This is a genomic window from Pantoea sp. LMR881, from assembly GCF_027157825.1.
Taxonomy (GTDB): Bacteria; Pseudomonadota; Gammaproteobacteria; order Enterobacterales; family Enterobacteriaceae; genus Pantoea; species Pantoea haifensis.
In genome coordinates this window covers 1,737,350-1,756,677 of the sequence record NZ_JAPVOK010000002.1, presented here as the reverse complement: position 1 = coordinate 1,756,677, position 19,328 = coordinate 1,737,350, and the positions used below count along the sequence as shown (strand labels likewise).

Genomic DNA, 19,328 nt, shown 5'->3' with positions numbered 1-19,328 from the left:
CGCAGACAAGGTAGCCTCTTGCGTGGTTTTGTTGTGCCTACAGGAGCTCTAATGCCAAATCGTCTTACCTGGTGCGATCTGCCCGCCGATGTTTCACTCTGGCCGGGTCTGCCCCTTTCCCTTAGCGGTGATGAAGTGATGCCGCTGGATTACCGCGCTGGTCGAACAGGCTGGCTGCTTTACGGTCGTGGACTGGATAAACAGCGGCTGACCAATTATCAGCGCCAGCTCGGTGCCGCAATGGTCATTGTCAGCGCCTGGAACGTGGATGAGTATCAGGTGATTCGCCTGGCAGGCTCGCTAACGCCGTTAGCCAGCCAACTGGCACACGATACCGGACTGGATGTTGCGCCGTTGGGCAAAATCCCCCATCTGAAAACGCCCGGTCTGCTGGTGATGGACATGGATTCCACCGCGATTCAAATCGAATGCATTGATGAAATTGCGAAACTGGCCGGCAGTGGCGATTTGGTAGCGGAAGTGACCGAACGCGCCATGCGCGGTGAGCTTGATTTCACCGCCAGCCTGCGCCAGCGCGTGGCGACGCTCAAAGGCGCAGACGCCAATATATTAAAGCAGGTACGTGACGAATTGCCGTTGATGCCGGGCTTAACCCCTCTGGTGCAGAAGCTACAGGCGCTTGGCTGGCAGGTCGCCATTGCATCCGGTGGTTTTACCTATTACGCCGAATATCTGCGTGACAGGCTACATCTTGCGGCCATTGTCGCCAATGAGCTGGAAATTCGTGACGGCAAGCTGACCGGTGACGTGACGGGCCCTATCGTTGATGCCCAATATAAAGCCGACACGCTGAAAAAACTGGCGCAGCGTTTTGATATCGCACCAGAACAAACCGTGGCGATAGGCGATGGTGCTAATGATCTGCTGATGATTAAAGCGTCAGCACTCGGCATCGCCTATCATGCTAAACCCAGGGTGAATGAGCAGACGTCCGTCACCATTCGCCATGCCGATTTAATGGGTGTGTTCTGCATCCTGAGCGGCAGTCTGATTCATGAAGAGCGTTAACAAGAGGTACTGATTTGGCCAAAGCGGCAAAACGCGCATTTGTCTGTAATGAATGCGGCGCAGATTATCCACGCTGGCAGGGGCAATGTAGCGCCTGCCACGCCTGGAATACCATTACCGAGGTGCGTATCGCCGCCTCGCCAACCGCTGCGCGGAATGAACGCTTAAGCGGCTATGCGGGCAACGCCGGCACCAGTCGGGTACAAAAGCTGTCGGAAATCAGCCTGGAAGCCTTACCGCGTTTCTCAACCAGCTTTAAAGAGTTTGATCGCGTGCTGGGCGGCGGCGTGGTACCGGGTAGCGCCATTTTGATTGGCGGTAATCCGGGAGCCGGTAAATCAACGCTGCTGTTACAGGTGATGTGCAAGCTTTCGGAAGGAATGAAAACCCTCTACGTCACGGGCGAAGAGTCGTTGCAGCAGGTGGCAATGCGTGCTCACCGACTGGGATTACCTACCGATAATGTCAATATGCTGTCGGAAACCAGCATTGAACAGATTTGCCTGATTGCCGAGCAGGAGCAGCCGCAGTTAATGGTGATTGACTCGATCCAGGTGATGCACATGGCTGATATTCAGTCATCGCCCGGCAGCGTATCGCAGGTACGTGAAACGGCAGCTTACCTGACGCGCTTCGCCAAGACGCGCGGCGTTGCGATCATCATGGTCGGTCACGTTACAAAGGATGGCTCGCTGGCGGGTCCGAAAGTGCTGGAACACTGTATCGACTGTTCAGTGTTACTGGATGGCGATGCCGATTCACGCTTTCGCACCTTGCGAAGCCACAAAAACCGTTTTGGTGCCGTCAATGAGCTGGGCGTGTTCGCGATGACCGAGCAGGGAATGCGTGAAGTGAGCAATCCTTCCGCGATCTTCCTGTCGCGCGGCGATGAAGTGACATCGGGCAGTTCGGTAATGGTACTTTGGGAAGGAACACGTCCGCTGCTGGTCGAGATTCAGGCGCTGGTGGATCACTCAATGATGGGCAACCCGCGCCGTGTGGCTGTGGGGCTGGAACAGAATCGCCTGGCGATTTTGCTGGCGGTGCTGCATCGCCATGGTGGATTACAGATGGCGGATCAGGACGTCTTTGTTAACGTCGTCGGCGGGGTGAAAGTCACCGAAACCAGCGCAGATTTAGCGTTGATGCTGGCGATGGTTTCCAGCCTGCGCGATCGTCCTTTGCCGCAGGATGTGGTGATTTTCGGTGAAGTCGGATTAGCAGGTGAAATTCGCCCCGTGCCCAGCGGCCAGGAGCGTATTTCCGAAGCGGCGAAGCATGGCTTTACGCGCGCAATTGTGCCTGCCGGTAATGCGCCGAAAAAACCGATTGATGGAATGAAAGTTTACAGCGCGAAAAAGCTGGCTGATGCGCTGGCTATTCTGGATGAGCTGTAAGCACGGTTTACCTCCTCTCCAGTGATGGAGAGGACAAAGGCAGGAGATAACCCGCACTCTCTTTTTAAGCGAAAGAGGGTGCTCAGGACTGCTCGCAGCAATTGTTAGCATCAAATACATGCAGGAGGCACAACATGCCGTCGTTTGATTATCTTAAAACGGCCATTCGCCAGCAGGGCCATACGCTGCAACAGGTTGCCGATGCCAGTAGCATGACCAAAGGCTATTTGAGCCAGTTGCTCAATGCCAAAATTAAAAGTCCCAGTGCACAAAAACTTGAAGCCCTGCACCGCTTTCTCGGCCTGGAATTTCCGCGCCGCGATAAACGCATTGGCGTGGTGTTTGGTAAATTCTATCCGCTGCATACCGGTCATATTTATTTGATTCAGCGCGCCTGTAGCCAGGTTGATGAGCTGCACATCATCATGGGGCATGACGATCCCCGAGACCGTGAACTGTTTGAAAACAGCGCCATGTCGCAACAGCCGACAATCAGCGATCGTTTGCGCTGGCTGCTGCAAACCTTTAAGTATCAAAAAAATATTCGCATCCACTCTTTTAATGAAAAGGGCATTGAGCCTTATCCTCATGGCTGGGATGTCTGGAGCGACGGCGTAAAATCATTTCTCAGTGAGAAAGGGATTACGCCGGACTGCATCTACACCAGTGAAGCGCCTGATGCAGAAATGTATGAGCAGCATCTCGGCATTCCAACGGTTGTGGTTGATCCCAATCGATCCTTTATGAGTATCAGTGGCGCACAGATCCGTCAGGATCCGTTCCGTTTCTGGGAATATATTCCAACCGAAGTAAAGCCATTTTTTGTACGCACCGTGGCAATTTTAGGTGGCGAATCGAGTGGAAAATCAACGCTGGTTAATAAGCTCGCCAACATCTTTAACACCACCAGCGCCTGGGAATATGGTCGCGATTATGTCTTCTCTCACCTGGGCGGCGATGAGATGGCATTACAATATTCCGATTATGACAAAATCGCGCTGGGGCAGGCGCAGTACATTGATTTTGCGGTGAAATACGCCAATAAAGTGGCTTTTATTGATACCGACTTTGTCACAACTCAGGCGTTTTGCCTGAAGTATGAAGGGCGGGAACATCCGTTTGTGCAGGCATTAATTGATGAATATCGCTTTGACCTGGTGATATTGCTGGAAAACAACGTGCCGTGGGTGGCAGATGGCTTGCGTAGCTTAGGCAGTTCAGTTGACCGACGCGAATTCCAGTCGATGCTGGTAACCATGCTGCGTGAGAACAACATTGAATTCGTTCACGTTAAAGAGGACGACTACGACACGCGTTTTTTGCGCTGCATTGAGCTGGTCAGAGTCGTGTTAGGCGAGAAGGGCAACTGAACATCATCTTGTGCATGCTGCCCTTATTACAACGCTCTCCGTATCGGAGAGCGTTGTGACCGCAACGAATTAATAAACCATCACCACTTTACCGCGCATATGACCTTCCAGTACGCGCTGGTGTGCAGCCTGTAATGTCTCAACGCTTAATCCTTGCAGGGTCTCATTCAGCGTGGTCTGCACTTTACCGGCATCTAACAACTCCGCGACTGCCTCCAGGATCTCACCCTGACGCGCCATATCAGGCGTGGTAAACATGCTGCGGGTATACATAAATTCAAAATGCAGTGCTGCGCTTTTCAGCTTCAGCTGATCCATTGATAACGGATGTTCATTCTCAACGATGGTACAAATATGCCCCTGTGGTGCAATCAGCTTACCCATGGTTTCCCAGTGGCCGTCGGTATCATTCAGGCAAAAAATGTAATCTACCTGCCTGATACCCTGTTTTTCCAGTTCGCCGATCATATCGTTGTAATTGATCACACTGTCCGCTCCGCGATCGCGACACCACTGAGCAGAATCTTCCCGTGATGCGGTGGCAATCACTTTTACGTCACTGCGCAATTTAGCAAATGGGATCGCCAGCGAGCCGACACCGCCCGCGCCGCCGACGATCAACAGTGTTTGATCGGCTGTAGCATTCTGAATGTTAAGGCGCTCAAACAAACCTTCCCAGGCGGTCAGCGCCGTCAGCGGAATCGCCGCTGCTGCCGCCCAGTCGAGGCTTTTGGGCTTGTGCCCGGTAATACGTGCATCAATGAGCTGTTCGCTGCTGTTGCTGCCGGGGCGGGTAATGTCACCGGCGTAATAGACTTCATCACCCGGTTTGAATTGCGTCACTTTGCTGCCCACTTCCAGCACCACGCCGCTGGCATCCCAGCCCAAAACGCGAGGAACCTGCAAGCCATTCTTGATCGCACCTTTGTGTACTTTGGTATCCACGGGATTCACCGATGCGGCTTTCACTTCAACACGCAGATCATATTCGCCGGGTGTTGGGGTTTCTGGCGTGATTTCAATGAAGTTTTCTGGATGTTCGGGATCAATAGCGATAGCGCGAATAGACATAATTATTCTCCTGTAGTGATGGGCTAAGTGTAGAACGCCATTTTCATAATGATAATATGGACAATCTTTCATAGAGTGTTCGTCTGAGGTGAACAATGGAGTACCGGCAATGGCAGGACATGGCACTGTTTGCATGGGTAGCGGAGTGCGGGAGCTTTACCGCTGCGGCTGAACGTGTAGGCTTGCCTAAATCCAGTGTCAGCCAGCGTATAAGCCAGCTGGAACAGCGCCTCGGTATACGGCTGCTAAATCGCACCACGCGACAGCTCAACCTGACTTTTGCCGGTGAGCGTTATCTGTTGCATTGCCAGGAGATGATGCAGGCCAGTGAGCGCGCCGATCAGGCGATTGCCAGTCTGCGAGAGAATCCCAGCGGACGGCTACGCATTACCAGCCCGGCGGGCATTGGTGCCACGCTGCTGGCGCGCTGTAACACTGCGTTTTTGCAACATTATCCTGACGTTACGCTGGATATTTCGATCTCAGATGATATTCGTGATTTGGTGCAGGAAGGATTTGATATCGCGCTGCGCACCGGCAAACCGCAAGAATCATCGCTGATTGGTCGTCGCGTTGGCTATTGCGCACGCACGCTGGTGGCATCGCAGCAGTATCTTGATCAGCACGCGCCGATCACACACCCACAACAGTTAGCCACACATCGCTGCATTGCACATCGCGCCTGGAAAGAGTGGGTGCTGAAACAGGAAAATCAGTTTTACCGCTGGCTGCTGCCGCCCGGCCATCTGACAGATAATCTGGTTTACGCCCGCGAATGTGCGTTAGGCGATGCGGGCATTACGCTGCTGCCGCGATTTTTAACCGAGGGTGCCATGGCGGACAAGCGTTTGGTTCAGGTGCTGCCGGAATGGGAAACAGAAGGGAATGAATTATGGCTGGTCTATCCGAGCCGTAAACTGAACTCACCTGCGCTGGCCCGCTTTATTGAATTTGCTTTGCAGTCGCCGGTATTCACTGAATTTTATCGTTAACGAAAAAAATGGCGGCATTGCTGCCGCCATTACTATTACTTAATCATACGCTTGTACTTAATACGCTTCGGCTCCAGGGCTTCGGCGCCCAGAGTGCGTTTCTTGTACTCTTCGTATTCGGTGAAGTTACCTTCGAAGAACTCCACTTTGCCCTCATCCTGATAATCAAGGATGTGAGTGGCGATACGGTCAAGGAACCAGCGGTCATGCGAGATAACCATGGCGCAGCCTGGGAATTCCAGCAGGGCGTTTTCCAGCGCACGCAGAGTTTCAATGTCGAGGTCGTTGGTTGGCTCATCGAGCAACAGCAGGTTGCCGCCAACTTGCAGCAGCTTCGCCAGATGCAGACGACCACGCTCACCACCGGAAAGCTCGCCAACACGTTTGCCCTGGTCGGTGCCTTTGAAGTTGAAGCGGCCGACATAAGCACGGCTCGGCATCTCAAAGTTACCGATGCGCATGATGTCCAGACCGCCAGAAACTTCTTCCCACACGGTTTTAGAACCATCCATCGCGTCGCGGAACTGATCAACTGATGCCAGTTTCACCGTTTCACCCAGTTCGATGCTGCCGGAATCTGGCTGCTCCTGACCAGTCATCATGCGGAACAGGGTAGATTTACCCGCGCCGTTTGGACCGATGATGCCGACAATCGCGCCTTTCGGCACGGAGAACGACAGACCGTCGATCAATACGCGATCGCCGTATGATTTGGTCAGGTTGTTAACCTCAACCACTTTATCGCCCAGACGCGGGCCTGGTGGAATAAAGAGTTCGCTGGTTTCGTTACGCTTCTGGTATTCGGTGTTGTTCAGCTCTTCAAAGCGCGCCAGACGGGCTTTGCCCTTCGACTGACGACCTTTCGCGCCCTGACGCACCCACTCCAGCTCTTTCTCAATCGACTTACGACGAGCGGCTTCAGCAGAAGCTTCCTGCGCCAGGCGAGCATCTTTCTGCTCCAGCCAGGACGAATAGTTGCCTTCCCATGGAATGCCTTCGCCACGGTCCAGCTCAAGGATCCAGCCTGCAACGTTATCCAGGAAGTAACGGTCGTGGGTAATCGCCACAACGGTGCCTTCGAAGTCGTGCAGGAAGCGTTCGAGCCACGCCACGGATTCAGCATCCAGGTGGTTAGTGGGTTCGTCCAGCAGCAGCATGTCAGGTTTTTCTAACAGCAGGCGGCACAGCGCAACGCGGCGGCGCTCACCGCCCGACAGGTTACCTATTTTCGCATCCCAGTCTGGCAGGCGCAGCGCATCAGCGGCACGCTCCAGCTGGTTATCGAGATTGTGGCCGTCGTGCGCCTGGATGATCTCTTCCAGGCGACCTTGCTCTGCCGCCAGCTTGTCGAAATCTGCATCGGGTTCAGCGTACAGCGCATAAACCTCGTCCAGACGCTTCAGCGCGCCAACCACTTCAGCAACCGCCTCTTCCACGGATTCGCGCACGGTATGCTCAGTATTGAGCTGCGGCTCCTGCGGCAGATAACCGACTTTGATGCCAGGCTGCGGGCGAGCTTCGCCTTCGATATCTTTATCAATGCCCGCCATGATGCGCAGCAGCGTGGATTTACCCGCGCCGTTCAGGCCGAGCACACCAATTTTTGCGCCAGGGAAAAAGCTAAGGGAGATGTTCTTCAGAATGTGTCGCTTCGGCGGAACCACTTTGCCGACGCGGTGCATGCTATAGACGAATTGAGCCACGTTGTATTGAGCCTCTGTCTGTTTGTCGTTTGGATGATGTCGAAGTTTAGCCTTTTTCACCGCTCAATCACAGTCGACAGACGGGGATAATTCCGGGGCAGGGTGCGCGCCGGGATAACTGTTTGATTTACGCACAGCGTCGGGACTATGCTGCGTTTTGAGCTGATAAACGGAGGGGGTTCGATGAGAGTGTTGATCGCTGCGGATGAAAACGCCTGGGGCGGGTTGATTGAGTCAATTCGCCAGACCATGCCGGATGTCGAGTTCGTTGCCTCGGCGGGCCATGCGGCGGAAAGTCTGGCCGGATTTGATGCGCTGATCCCTGGCATGTGCCGGGTCGATGCGCGTCTGTTGGCAACCGCTGACCGGTTAAAACTGATTCAGCAAGCAGGCACCGGGCTGGAGGGTGTCGATATCGCGGCGGCGAAACAGCAGGGCGTCATGGTAGCGAATGTGCCTTCTCACACCTCAGGCAACGCCGACTCGGTTGCCGAACTGGGTATCTGGATGATGATTGGTCTGGCGCGACGTCATCAGGAAATTGCCTCCTGCCTGGCGCAACAGCAGCTTGGTCAGCCGGTCGGCCTCGGCCTGATGGGCAAAACCGTTGGGCTGGTCGGATTGGGTGGCATTGGTAAGGCGCTGGCGAAACGGCTGAAACCCTTTGGTATGCGACTGACAGGCGTCAAACGTGAAGCGGATGCTGCCTTTGCTGCGCAGTACGGTCTGGACTGGCTGGGGAAATGGCGCAGCTGCCTCAACTGCTGGCGCAGTCTGATTTTGTGGTGCTCAGCCTGCCCCATAATGCGCAAACCCATCACATTATTGATGCCACAGCACTCAGCCAAATGAAGCCCGGCAGCTTTCTGATTAACGTGGGGCGCGGTGGGCTGATCGACAAGCAGGCTTTTACAGCTGCGCTGGCGAACCAAACGCTGGCTGGGGCGGGGCTGGATGTTTTCTGGCAAGAGCCTCCCGATCCCCATGACGACGTGTTCCGCTATAACGTTATAGCCACACCACACATTGGTGGCGTGACCGATATCTCTCTGGCTGGAAATGTGACGGGCGTATGTGACAACTTACGTCGGCTGCGCGATGGCGAACCGGTCGAAAACCGCTGGGCTTAGCCGCAACGCAGCGTCACACCCGCAGCGCGCAACGCCTTGCTTAACTCAGGGGGCGGCGCGCTGTCGGTCACCAGCGTATCAAACAGGTTAAAATCGCCAATGCGGGCAGGCAGCACTTTACCAAACTTGCTGCTGTCGCCCACCACGATCTTGTGCTGGGCGCGCTGAAGAGCCAGCTGCTTGATCGGCAACTCATTCAGGTTGTAGCAGGTCGCACCTTGCTGCGCATCCAGTCCGGCAGCAGAGATAAAGGCTTTATTCGGGCAGAGCACGTCCAGCACCGAAACCTGCTCCAGCGGGGTAAACACGGCGTTATCGGCATGAAACTCCCCGCCACTTAAAATTACCCGGCAGCGCGGTTTCTCTTTCAATGCCAGAAACGTATTGATGGCGCTACAAATCGCGGTAAAGGGCAGATCGTCATCAATCGCATCGATCAGCAGCGGCAATGTCGTACCGCAATCAAAGAAGAGCGTGTCATTGGCTTCAATCAGCGGTAAGGCAAGCTGGGCCAGTCGCTGTTTACGCCCTACGTTGAGGTTTTGCTGATCGCTGACAAAATAGTGGCCCACGTTCTGCCGCAAATCACGCACGATATAACCGCCCAGCAGCAGCACGCTACTGGATGGTTCGCTTAAATCGCGACGGATCGTCATTTCTGAAACGCCGAGCAGCTGCGCCGCCTCTTTCAGGTGCAGTTTATCGACACGCTTTAATGCCTGAGCCAGCCGGGTGATGCGTTCTTCGCGACGAGTTTCCATGTGTGCGTTTTTCTTGAAAAAACATGCGCTATGTTAACCAGAAAATGCGTTAAATCGCTACCAGCCCGCGCACGCCATCCGCTTCCATTGTGCTGCCGCGCCTGCGCTGCACGATCTCACCGCGTGACATCACCAGATAACTGTCTGCCAGTTCCGCAGCAAAATCATAAAACTGCTCCACGAGCAGGATCGCCATATCGCCTCGCTGCGCCAGCTGGCGGATCACCGCACCGATCTCCTTGATCACTGAGGGCTGGATCCCTTCAGTGGGTTCATCAAGGATCAACAGTTGCGGACGACAGGCCAGCGCACGCCCAATCGCCAGTTGCTGCTGCTGTCCACCGGAAAGATCGCCCCCGCGCCGCGCCTTCATCTCAAACAGCACCGGAAATAATTGATAGATCTCATCCGGCACCTGTCTGGCCTGCGCCGCAGAAAAGCGCGACAATCCCATGAGCAGGTTTTCTTCTACCGTCAGGCGTGGAAAGATCTCACGGCCCTGGGGCACGTAAGCAATCCCCGACTGCACGCGCTGATGCGGCTTGCGTGAATTGATCACCGTGTCCTGCCAGCGAATTTCGCCCGATTTAGCCGGGATCAGGCCCATCAGGCATTTCAGCAGCGTGGTTTTGCCCACTCCGTTGCGGCCCAGCAGGCAGGTAATTTCACCGATTTTGACCTCAAATGAGAGGCCGCGCAGTATATGGCTGCCGCCATAGTATTGATTAAGTTCCGTTATCTGTAACATCTTAGCGTCCCAGGTAAACGTCGATGACCTGCTCGTTGGCTTGTACCTCGCGCAACGATCCCTCGGCCAGTACCTGGCCCTGATGCAATACCGTGACGTGATCGGCGATGGTTTCTACAAATCCCATATCGTGTTCCACCACCATTAACGAATGCTTGCCCGCCAGGCTGCGAAACAGTTCAGCGGTGTATTCGGTTTCCGCATCGGTCATGCCCGCCGCCGGTTCATCGAGTAACAGTAAATGCGGCTCCTGCACCAGCAGCATGCCAATCTCAAGAAACTGTTTTTGTCCGTGTGACAGCAAACCGGCTTTGCGCTGGCGCTCACCGCCTAATCGCAGCAGTTTCAGGATCTCATCAATGCGATCCTGCTGTTCGCTGCTCAGGCGGGCACGCAGACTGGCCCAGACTGACTTATCGGTTTTAAGGGCAATTTCGAGGTTCTCATACACAGTGAGGGCTTCGAATACCGTTGGTTTCTGAAATTTGCGACCAATACCAGCGCGCGCAATTTCCACCGGGGATAATTGAGTCAGATCACTGTCCTGATCGTAAAGAACCCGCCCGCTGTCTGGCCGCGTTTTCCCGGTAATCACATCCATTAATGTGGTTTTGCCCGCGCCGTTCGGGCCGATCACGCAGCGCAGTTCACCAATGCCAATGTGCAATGACAGATCGGTCAGGGCGCGGAAGCCATCAAACGAGACACTGATCTTCTCCAGCGATAACACCGGATCGGTTTGCGCCCGATGGCGATCGGAGGGATGCGGTTGGGTAAATAGCGGCTCAGTCATCTTTCCTCCGACGCAGCAGGCCAATGACGCCACGCGGCAGGAACAGCGTGACCAGGATAAACATCAGACCGAGGAAAAACAGCCAGTATTCGGGAAAGGCGACGGTGAAGACGCTTTTTGCACCGTTAACGATAGCCGCACCGAGTAAAGGGCCAATAAGGGTGCCCCGTCCGCCCAGTGCGACCCAGATGGCCGCTTCAATGGAGTTGGTTGGCGACATTTCGCTGGGGTTGATGATGCCCACCTGCGGCACGTAGAGCGCACCCGCCAGACCACACAATATGGCTGACAATGTCCAGACAAACAGCTTGAATCCTTTAGGATCGTAGCCGCAGAACATCAAGCGGTTTTCTGCATCACGTACGGCCGTCAGTACCCGGCCAAACTTGCTGCGTGCCAACGCAAATCCAGCGGCCAGGCTGAGCAACAACAGCAGGACGGTCGCCACAAACAGCCCAATTCGCGTTCCGGTGGCGGTCACGTTAAAGCCGAGCAGGGTGGTGAAACCGGTGAAGCCATTGTTGCCGCCAAAGCCGGTTTCATTGCGGAAAAACAGCAACATACCCGCATAGGTCAGGGCTTGCGTCATGATCGAAAAATAAACGCCTTTGATTTTCGAGCGGAAGGCGAAGAAGCCGAATATCCACGCCAGCACGCCAGGCACCAACACAATCAGGCAGAGCGCCCAGGCGAAGTGTTGAGTGCCAGCCCAAAACCACGGCACTTCATTCCACGACAGGAACGACATAAAGGCTGGCAGGCCATCCCCCGACGCCTGCCGCATGAGATACATTCCCATTGCGTAACCGCCCAGCGCAAAAAACAGGCCGTGACCAAGCGACAGTAACCCGGCGTAACCCCAGACCAGATCGAGGGCGACAGCGACGACGGCATAGCAAAGGATTTTACCTATCAGCGTTAGGGTATAGGTTGAGATCGCCAGCGGATGGCTGGCGGGCAACAGCGCCAGGAACGGCATCACCAGCAGCGCAATCACCACAATGCTGCCGATGACGAGCGTCAGGCGCGGCGCTTTACGCGCCACGGTTAACGTCATGGGTTGCGTCATTAGTCGATCACCCTTCCTTTTACCGCAAACAGGCCTTGCGGGCGCTTCTGAATAAACAGCACGATAATCACCAGAATCAGGATTTTACCGAGCACCGCACCTGTCTGAGGTTCCAGCACTTTGTTGAGAATGCCAAGACTAAACGCGGCAACCACCGTTCCTGCCAGCTGTCCGACACCGCCTAACACCACTACCAGGAATGAGTCGATGATGTAGCCCTGGCCCAGCTCTGGACCGACGTTACCTAATTGCGACAGCGCCACGCCACCCAGTCCGGCAATACCGGAACCGAGGCCGAATGCCAGCATGTCGACGCGACCGGTAGGAACGCCACAGCAGTCAGCCATCGACCGGTTTTGCGTCACGGCTCGCACGTTCATGCCGAGACGGGTGCGATTCAACAGCAGCCAGGTGAGCGCCAGCACGCCGGTGACAAACAGGATCACCGCAATACGGTTCCACGGCAGCACCAGGTTAGGCAGCACCTGTAAGCCTCCTGACAGCCACGCGGGATTGGCAACCTCAAGATTTTGCGCACCAAACAGCATGCGTATCAGTTGAATAAGTATCAGGCTGATACCCCAGGTTGCCAGCAGCGTTTCCAGCGGGCGGCCATACAGATGACGAATGACGGTACGCTCCAGCGCCATGCCAGTACAGGCCGTCACCAGAAACGCCACCGGCAACGCCAGCAGCGGATACCAGGGCAGATACGCTGGCGCGAACTGCTGAAACAGATGCTGGACAACCCAGGTGGCATACGCACCCAGCATTAACATTTCGCCGTGCGCCATGTTGATTACGCCGAGCAGCCCGTAAGTGATCGCGAGACCGAGGGCGGCAAGCAGCAGAATCGAACCGAGCGACAGGCCGCTAAACGCCTGACCGAGCAAATCGCCCCACATCAGACGCTTTTTAATTTGTTGCAGGCTCTCAGCTGCGGCGTCGCGCACCGTGGCATCAGGTTCATTGCTGGCCTGAGTTAAACGTTGCAGGCTGGCCTGAGTATTGGGATCGCTCGATTCGCCCAGCAGTTTTACGGCTTTCAGACGCACCAGCGGCTGTGGATCAGCCAACTGTAAATTCGCGGCCGCCATCGCCAGCGCAGCGTGAACGCGGCGGTCTTGCTCGGCGCTGAGGCGTTGTTCGATAAGCGGTAGCTGATCGGCAACGCCATCGTTTTGTAACTGCTGCGCAGCGCGCAGGCGCAAATGAGCATCGTTGCTGACCAGCTGGTGGGCGGCCAGCGCGCTGGCCGCCAGCACGCGCAAGCGGTTATTCATGAAGAGTTTTTTACATTGCCTGCGGGCTGAGCTTCGGTATCCAGCGGCAACAGCTTATCGCCGACTTTACTAAACGGCTGTTTGTTCTGATCGGTGACCAGGCTTTCCGCTTTTAACGCCTGTAACAGCGGTAAGCGGCTGGCGTCTGGCGCGGCGGCCCACTGTTGCAGTAGTGTTGCCTGCTGCGTCCGACTGGCCGCGGCAAAATCAGCGGCGGGTCCGGCGCTGGCGAACAGTGGCAGCAGCAGAAGCAGGCTAAGCAGAAAGAGGCGAAGATTCATAGGATGGGGCCTCGTTGTGTTGGTTGTGCGTGGGTTTCCTTTTCCCTCTCCCGCAAGCGGGAGAGGGAGCATCACCGCACCGATATTACTGACTCGTTTTCACCGGATGATCGGGCTTTTTGTCATTGCCTGCGATATACGGGCTCCACGGCTGAGCGCGTTCAGGCTGATCGGTCTGCCACACCACATTGAACTGACCATTCTCTTCAACCTCACCAATCATCACCGGCTTATGCAGATGGTGATTGGTCTGATCCATGGTCAGGGTAAAACCGTCCGGTGCTGTGAAGGTTTGGCCTGCCATCGCTGCGCGCACCTTGTCCACATCGGTGGTGCCTGCTTTTTCAACCGCCTGGGCCCACATATGGATGCCAACATAGGTGGCTTCCATAGGATCGTTAGTCACCACGGTGCTGGCGTTCGGCAAATTATGCGCTTTGGCGTAGGCGCGATAATCTGCGACAAATTTCGCATTGGTGGGGTTATCAACCGACTCGAAGTAGTTCCATGCCGCTAACTGGCCCACCAGCGGTTTGGTATCGATACCGCGCAACTCTTCTTCGCCTACCGAAAAAGCCACCACGGGAATATCGGTTGCTTTAATCCCTGGTTAGCCAGCTCTTTATAAAACGGCACGTTTGAGTCACCGTTGATGGTTGAAACCACGGCAGTCTTACCGCCTGCCGCAAACTTTTTGATGTTTGAAACAATGGTCTGGTAATCGCTGTAGCCAAACGGCGTATAGACTTCTTCGATGTCTTTATCCTGAACCCCTTTTGAATGCAGGAAGGCACGCAGGATCTTGTTGGTGGTGCGTGGGTAGACATAATCCGTACCCAGCAGGAAGAAGCGTTTTGCGCTGCCGCCATCTTCACTCATCAGGTATTCCACTGCCGGAATAGCCTGCTGGTTTGGCGCTGCGCCGGTATAAAACACGTTTGGCGACATCTCTTCGCCTTCGTATTGCACTGGATAGAACAGCAAGCCGTTCAGCTCTTCAAATACCGGCAGTACTGATTTACGTGACACCGACGTCCAGCAGCCAAACACGACGGCGGCTTTATCCTGGGTCAGCAACTGGCGGGCTTTTTCCGCAAACAGCGGCCAGTTAGACGCAGGATCAACCACGACCGGCTCCAGCTTTTTACCCAACACGCCGCCTTTGGCATTGATTTCGTCAATGGTCATCAGCGCCACATCTTTCAGCGGTGTTTCTGAAATTGCCATGGTGCCGGATAGAGAGTGCATGATCCCCACTTTGATGGTGTCAGCAGCCTGAGCGCCCCAGGAAAGGCCCATGCTGACAACCGTGGCGGAAAGGGCAAAAGCCTTGAGCAATGAACGTCTTTTCATCGTAATTAAACCCCTAAATGTGTTTTGAGTTATTCAATGGGTTGGAGCCGGGCCTGCTGTAACATGTGTAACGTAATTTTCCTGACTTCCGCCTTGCTGACAGCGATATGCTCGGTCAGGATGCGCTGCGCCTCCTCGGTCTGTTGCTGAAAGATTGCCTGTAAGATCTGAGCGTGCTCGCAGTAGGTCGCCTCGACCCGATCATCGCGGGTAAAGTCAAGATGGCGGATAATGCGGATCTTCTCGGTGAGTTCAGCGTGGATGCGCGCCATCTCACGGTTGCCCGCCGATGCCACCAACGCCATATGAAACGCTTCATCGTGCTGTGAAACCGTTTTGCCTTCATCGAGCCGTTCAGCCTCGATCCAGAACTGTTGCTGCGGTGCCAGCAGGATGGCGCACTGAGCAACAGGAAGAGCGCATAAACGCTTAACTGCTTCGCATTCCAGCACGGTGCGCAGGTCATACAGCTCTTCGAAATATTCAAAGTCGAAATTTTTGACCTGCCAGCCGCTGCGGAACCACACTTCGACGTAACCTTCACGCTCCAGCCAGAAAAGCGCCTGACGTACTGGCGTGCGGCTGACTTCCATGCGTTCGGCAATTTCACTTTCGCTGAAGCGATCGCCGGGCATCAGGCGAAACCCGAAGATGTCATTTTTCAGCGCCTGGTAAACGCGCTCTGCCAGGGCTTCCGGGCGGCCTTTACGGGTTGACATTAAGGCTCCTTATTCCAGCCACAGCAGGGTGTCGCCGGGACTCACCGGACGGCCCGCCTGGCAAGCGATACGCTTCACGCGCCCCGCCTGAGGCGCAATAATGGCCAGCTCCATCTTCATCGCTTCAACGATAATGAGAGGTTGTCCCGCAGCGATCTCATCTCCTGGCTGCACCAGCACTTTCCAGATGTTGCCGTTCATATCGGCCTGCACCGCCAGCGCACTGCTCTCTTCTTCAGTCACCGTTAACGTTTCATCGCTGGCGAGTGGGACGCTCTGCTCCTCCTGCGCCCACAGCGCCACCTCCTGCTCAAAGGCAGCGGACTGACGCTGACGGAACGCTGCAATGGATTCAGCGTGATCGGCGAGGAATTGCTGATGAGCGGCGAAATCAAACAGCGTCTCTTCAATACGAATAGCCGCGCGACCTTCACGGAAATCGTCGCGTAACCGGGTAAGCTCTTCTTCGCTAACCGGATAGAAACGCACCTGATCGAAGAAGCGCAGCAGCCAGGGTTCATCAGCAGTGAACTGGCTGTTTTTCAGGAATTTATTCCAGATGGGCAGCGTGCGGCCCACTAACTGATAGCCGCCAGGAGAATCCATGCCGTAGATACACATATACATGCCGCCAATACCGACAGTGCCTTCGGCGGTAAAAGTGCGGGCCGGGCTGTATTTGGAGCTCAGCAGGCGATGGCGGGGATCGACGGGCACCGCACAGGGCGCACCAAGATAGACGTCGCCCAGACCAAGAATGAGATAGCTGGCCTCAAAAAGGGTATCCCGTACGGCTTCACGGCTGGCTAACCCGTTAATGCGCTGGATAAAATCGACGTTATTTGGCAGCCACGGCGCGCTGGCGCGCACGGTTTCCTGGTAACGTTCCACTGCACCCAGGGTGGCGCTGTCTTCGAATGCCATTGGCATCCAGACGATGCGTGACGGTACTTTCAGCGTGCTGACGTCGCCGAGCGTTGCTTCCAGTTCCAGCAGTAACGTCATGAGCTGCGACTGACTGAGCTGGCGGCTGTCGTAACGCACCTGTAACGAGCGAACGCCGGGTGATAACTCTTCTATGCCCGATACGGCACGTTGCCGTAGCGCATTCATCAACAGATGCACACGCAAGCGCAGCGCCAGATCCAGCACGTTATCGCCATATTCAATCAGGACATATTTATCGCCTGCCTGGCGGTAAACCGCTTTCGGCGTACTTTCGCTGGCGTCGATGGCGGCCAGAATAGTGGCTGAGCCAAAGGCTGTTTCCGCCAGGGAAGGCACGGCAAAGTAGGGGGCGTGTTCCGGACGCAGCGTGTCAATGACATGCATCTGCGCCTTTTCCAGCGCCACGGCTTCATCCACACTGATAGGATGGAAGCGGATCTTATCGCCCGGTTTTACCTGGCCGACTTTCCACAGCTCCGCCCTGGCAATGGTTACCGGACAGACAAAACCGCCGAGACTGGGGCCGTCGTGAGTGAGAATGACCGGGAAATCACCGGTAAAATTGACAGCGCCAATGGCGTATTCGCAGTCATGCACGTTAGACGGATGCAGCCCCGCTTCGCCGCCGTTAGCGCGAGTCCAGCTCGGTTTCGGTCCCACCAGGCGTACGCCAAGACGGTTGGAGTTGTAATGCACCTGCCAGTCGCTGGCAAAGAATTCATCAATGGCAGCCTGGGTAAAAAAATCGGGTGCGCCGTGTGGCCCGTAGAGCACGCCAATACGCCATTCACTGGCGTAATGCGGGATCAGCGCGTTATCCAGAGCCTGAGGCTCACTGACGGGAGCCGGAGTCGTGCAGGCGGCAAGATGTGGCTGCGAAATTGGCAGCATATCGGCGACGCGCAATATGCGACCCGCATGACCGCCAAACTGACCGAGCGAGAACGTTGAACGACTCCCGAGATATTCCGGCACGTCAAAACCGTTACGTACCGCCAGGTAACTGCGGCATCCGCTTTGTGCGCGACCAAGCGCCAGCGTCTGCCCTGCGTTAACCGTGACGGGCTGCCAGTAACTGACAGGCTCGCCATCCAGCGTCGCCGCACAGTCTGCACCCGTCAGCGCAATCGTTGCGCGACTGTGAAAGCGCAGCGTTGGGCCTTGCAAGGTAAACTCCAGTCCGGCGGCGGCGGCATCGTTCCCCACAATGCGGTTCGCCAGGCGGAACGCAAAATCGTCCATTGGGCCGGAAGGCGGCACGCCAATATCCCAGTAGCCGAGGCGGCCAGGATAATCCTGAACAGAACTGAATGTGCCGGGTTGCAGCACTTCAACCACGGCGGCGGCAGGCGTAAAGCTGTCGAGATAACGTGTCCAGACCTTGCCACTGCGGAACTCTTCTGTGGCGATAATCTGGCGTAAATAGTCGAGGTTAGTCGGGATGCCGTGCAATTGCGTGGCGTTAAGCGCCGTCTGTAATTTTTGCAGGGCGGCTTCACGGCTATCGGCATGCACTATTAGTTTGGCGACCATCGGATCGTAGAAGCTGGAGACTTCAGTGCCGGTAGTGATCCAGCTGTCGATGCGCACGCCGTCAGGAAAACTAACATCTGTAAACACGCCGGGAGCGGGCTGGAAATTTTTTAGCGGATCTTCTGCATAAAGCCGTACTTCAATCGCGGCGCCCTGCGGCGAGCGTTGCAGGCGCGTCCAGTCGATGGTTTCACCTGCGGCAACCTTTAGCATGCACTCCACTAAATCGAGACCGGTAACGCACTCCGTGACCGGATGCTCTACCTGCAAGCGGGTATTCACTTCAAGAAAGTAAAAGGTGTCCTGTTCGGCATCGTAAATGTATTCCACCGTTCCGGCGCTGCGGTAATTCACTAACTCGCCGAGGCGAACCGCTGAGGCCAGCAGCGCGTCGCGCGTCGCCTGTGGCAGATTCGGGGCCGGCGTTTCTTCCACCACTTTCTGATTGCGGCGTTGCAGTGAGCAATCCCGTTCGCCCAGCGCCACGACTGTACCTTTGCCATCGCCAAAAATCTGAACTTCAACATGGCGCGCGCGATCGATGCAGCGTTCTAAAAAGACTCCGGCATCACTGAAAAATTGCTCGCCTGAGCGACGCACGTTTTCCCAGGCGTTACACAGCGCCCCGGCATCGACGCAGCGCGTCAGGCCAATGCCGCCGCCGCCCGCGGTGCTTTTCAGCATCACCGGATAGCCAATCTGCTCTGCGGCGTTCAGGGCTTCATCGAGCGTGGCCAGCAGCGACGTACCGGGCGTCATCGGCACACCGGCGCTGGCTGCCAGTTCGCGTGCCCGGTGTTTCAGGCCAAACTCGCCAATCTGCTGCGCCGTTGGGCCGACAAAAACAATACCCGCTTTTTCACAGGCGTCGGCAAACGGCAGGCTTTCAGAGAGAAAACCGTAGCCCGGCCAGACTGCCTCTGCGCCACTCGCCTGGGCGGCTGACAGAATTTTATCGATGCGCAGATAACTGTCACTGGCTTTATCACCGCCTAAAGCGATGGCGATATCGGCCTCTTTGACGTGCTGTGCATTGCGATCGGCATCGGAATAGACCGCAACACTTTTTACGCCGAGACGTTTCAGGGTGCGAATGGCGCGGCAGGCAATTTCGCCACGGTTAGCGATCAACACGGTACTGAACATGG

The 19,328-nt window shown here is 55.7% G+C and carries 14 protein-coding genes and 2 pseudogenes; 6 read left to right on the top strand and 10 right to left on the bottom strand.

All coding sequences use genetic code 11. The annotated features are described in order from the left end of the window. The first annotated feature begins 51 nt into the window (after positions 1 to 51). The 3 genes from serB (at position 52) to nadR (ending at position 3,796) form a co-directional block, all read left to right on the top strand. Positions 52 to 1,029 carry a phosphoserine phosphatase gene (gene serB / locus O3W44_RS10090; protein WP_269292958.1) on the top strand — a complete coding sequence of 326 codons (978 nt, stop codon included), beginning with the start codon at positions 52 to 54 and terminating at the stop codon, positions 1,027 to 1,029. 14 nt (positions 1,030 to 1,043) lie between these two features. Continuing rightward, the gene (gene radA / locus O3W44_RS10085; RefSeq protein ID WP_269292957.1) at positions 1,044 to 2,426 is read left to right on the top strand and encodes a DNA repair protein RadA; all 1,383 of its coding nucleotides are present in this window, start codon (positions 1,044 to 1,046) and stop codon (positions 2,424 to 2,426) included. 134 nt (positions 2,427 to 2,560) lie between these two features. Then, positions 2,561 to 3,796, top strand: a complete 1,236-nt coding sequence (gene nadR, locus O3W44_RS10080; RefSeq protein WP_269292956.1) for a multifunctional transcriptional regulator/nicotinamide-nucleotide adenylyltransferase/ribosylnicotinamide kinase NadR — start codon at positions 2,561 to 2,563, stop codon at positions 3,794 to 3,796. A gap of 69 nt (positions 3,797 to 3,865) precedes the next feature. Here nadR and O3W44_RS10075 read toward each other — a convergent pair whose 3' ends face one another. Beyond that, the gene (locus O3W44_RS10075; protein WP_269292955.1) at positions 3,866 to 4,867 is read right to left on the bottom strand and encodes a zinc-binding alcohol dehydrogenase family protein; all 1,002 of its coding nucleotides are present in this window, start codon (positions 4,865 to 4,867) and stop codon (positions 3,866 to 3,868) included. Between the two features lie 95 nt (positions 4,868 to 4,962). Between O3W44_RS10075 and O3W44_RS10070 the strand changes: the two genes are divergently transcribed. Continuing rightward, positions 4,963 to 5,859, top strand: coding sequence for a LysR family transcriptional regulator (locus O3W44_RS10070; RefSeq protein WP_269292954.1), 897 nt, complete (start codon positions 4,963 to 4,965; stop codon positions 5,857 to 5,859). Positions 5,860 to 5,894: 35 nt separating this feature from the next. On the opposite strand, the gene ettA is transcribed toward O3W44_RS10070, so the two are convergent. Beyond that, positions 5,895 to 7,562, bottom strand: a complete 1,668-nt coding sequence (gene ettA / locus O3W44_RS10065) for an energy-dependent translational throttle protein EttA (protein WP_269292953.1) — start codon at positions 7,560 to 7,562, stop codon at positions 5,895 to 5,897. A gap of 183 nt (positions 7,563 to 7,745) precedes the next feature. On the opposite strand from ettA, the gene O3W44_RS10060 reads away from it, so the two are divergent. Together O3W44_RS10060 and O3W44_RS10055 are read left to right on the top strand one after the other, a co-directional pair. Continuing rightward, positions 7,746 to 8,414 carry an NAD(P)-dependent oxidoreductase gene (locus O3W44_RS10060; RefSeq protein ID WP_269292952.1) on the top strand — a complete coding sequence of 223 codons (669 nt, stop codon included), beginning with the start codon at positions 7,746 to 7,748 and terminating at the stop codon, positions 8,412 to 8,414. Next, on the top strand, positions 8,306 to 8,692 hold the full coding sequence (locus tag O3W44_RS10055) for an NAD(P)-dependent oxidoreductase (RefSeq protein ID WP_269292951.1): 387 nt from the start codon (positions 8,306 to 8,308) through the stop codon (positions 8,690 to 8,692). The genes O3W44_RS10060 and O3W44_RS10055 overlap by 109 nt, the downstream gene beginning before the upstream one ends. Here the strand turns inward: O3W44_RS10055 and deoR are convergent. The 8 genes and pseudogenes from deoR to uca all read right to left on the bottom strand — a co-directional run bounded on the left by deoR (position 8,689) and on the right by uca (position 19,326). Next, complete coding sequence (gene deoR, locus O3W44_RS10050) at positions 8,689 to 9,453, bottom strand: DNA-binding transcriptional repressor DeoR (RefSeq protein WP_269292950.1); 765 nt, start codon at positions 9,451 to 9,453, stop codon at positions 8,689 to 8,691. The genes O3W44_RS10055 and deoR overlap by 4 nt on opposite strands. Positions 9,454 to 9,502: 49 nt before the next feature. Continuing rightward, positions 9,503 to 10,201: an urea ABC transporter ATP-binding subunit UrtE gene (gene urtE, locus O3W44_RS10045; protein WP_269292949.1), complete on the bottom strand. Its 699-nt coding sequence runs from the start codon at positions 10,199 to 10,201 to the stop codon at positions 9,503 to 9,505. 1 nt (position 10,202) lies between these two features. Further along, positions 10,203 to 10,994 carry an urea ABC transporter ATP-binding protein UrtD gene (urtD, locus tag O3W44_RS10040; protein ID WP_269292948.1) on the bottom strand — a complete coding sequence of 264 codons (792 nt, stop codon included), beginning with the start codon at positions 10,992 to 10,994 and terminating at the stop codon, positions 10,203 to 10,205. Beyond that, positions 10,987 to 12,063, bottom strand: coding sequence for an urea ABC transporter permease subunit UrtC (gene urtC / locus O3W44_RS10035; RefSeq protein ID WP_269292947.1), 1,077 nt, complete (start codon positions 12,061 to 12,063; stop codon positions 10,987 to 10,989). Before urtC ends, urtD begins: the two co-directional genes overlap by 8 nt. Continuing rightward, positions 12,063 to 13,627, bottom strand: a pseudogene (urtB, locus tag O3W44_RS10030) (urea ABC transporter permease subunit UrtB). The gene urtC and the pseudogene urtB overlap by 1 nt, the downstream one beginning before the upstream one ends. A gap of 85 nt (positions 13,628 to 13,712) precedes the next feature. After that, positions 13,713 to 14,980 (bottom strand): annotated as a pseudogene (gene urtA / locus O3W44_RS10025) (urea ABC transporter substrate-binding protein). A 29-nt stretch (positions 14,981 to 15,009) separates the two neighbouring features. Next, a complete protein-coding gene (locus tag O3W44_RS10020; protein WP_269292946.1) occupies positions 15,010 to 15,699 on the bottom strand; it encodes a GntR family transcriptional regulator in 690 nt (229 codons plus the stop codon). Positions 15,700 to 15,708: 9 nt separating this feature from the next. Further along, complete coding sequence (uca, locus tag O3W44_RS10015) at positions 15,709 to 19,326, bottom strand: urea carboxylase (protein ID WP_269292945.1); 3,618 nt, start codon at positions 19,324 to 19,326, stop codon at positions 15,709 to 15,711. Positions 19,327 to 19,328: the final 2 nt, after the last annotated feature.

Bases quoted from the DNA above. Each gene is read 5' to 3' on its own strand.
- serB (WP_269292958.1), top strand. From the start codon at position 52: ATGCCAAATCGTCTTACCTGGTGCGATCTGCCCGCCGATGTTTCACTC.
- nadR (WP_269292956.1), top strand. From the start codon at position 2,561: ATGCCGTCGTTTGATTATCTTAAAACGGCCATTCGCCAGCAGGGCCAT.
- O3W44_RS10075 (WP_269292955.1), bottom strand. From the start codon at position 4,867: ATGTCTATTCGCGCTATCGCTATTGATCCCGAACATCCAGAAAACTTC.
- O3W44_RS10070 (WP_269292954.1), top strand. From the start codon at position 4,963: ATGGAGTACCGGCAATGGCAGGACATGGCACTGTTTGCATGGGTAGCG.
- O3W44_RS10060 (WP_269292952.1), top strand. From the start codon at position 7,746: ATGAGAGTGTTGATCGCTGCGGATGAAAACGCCTGGGGCGGGTTGATT.
- O3W44_RS10055 (WP_269292951.1), top strand. From the start codon at position 8,306: ATGGCGCAGCTGCCTCAACTGCTGGCGCAGTCTGATTTTGTGGTGCTC.
- deoR (WP_269292950.1), bottom strand. From the start codon at position 9,453: ATGGAAACTCGTCGCGAAGAACGCATCACCCGGCTGGCTCAGGCATTA.
- urtE (WP_269292949.1), bottom strand. From the start codon at position 10,201: ATGTTACAGATAACGGAACTTAATCAATACTATGGCGGCAGCCATATA.
- urtD (WP_269292948.1), bottom strand. From the start codon at position 10,994: ATGACTGAGCCGCTATTTACCCAACCGCATCCCTCCGATCGCCATCGG.
- urtC (WP_269292947.1), bottom strand. From the start codon at position 12,063: ATGACGCAACCCATGACGTTAACCGTGGCGCGTAAAGCGCCGCGCCTG.
- O3W44_RS10020 (WP_269292946.1), bottom strand. From the start codon at position 15,699: ATGTCAACCCGTAAAGGCCGCCCGGAAGCCCTGGCAGAGCGCGTTTAC.
- uca (WP_269292945.1), bottom strand. From the start codon at position 19,326: ATGTTCAGTACCGTGTTGATCGCTAACCGTGGCGAAATTGCCTGCCGC.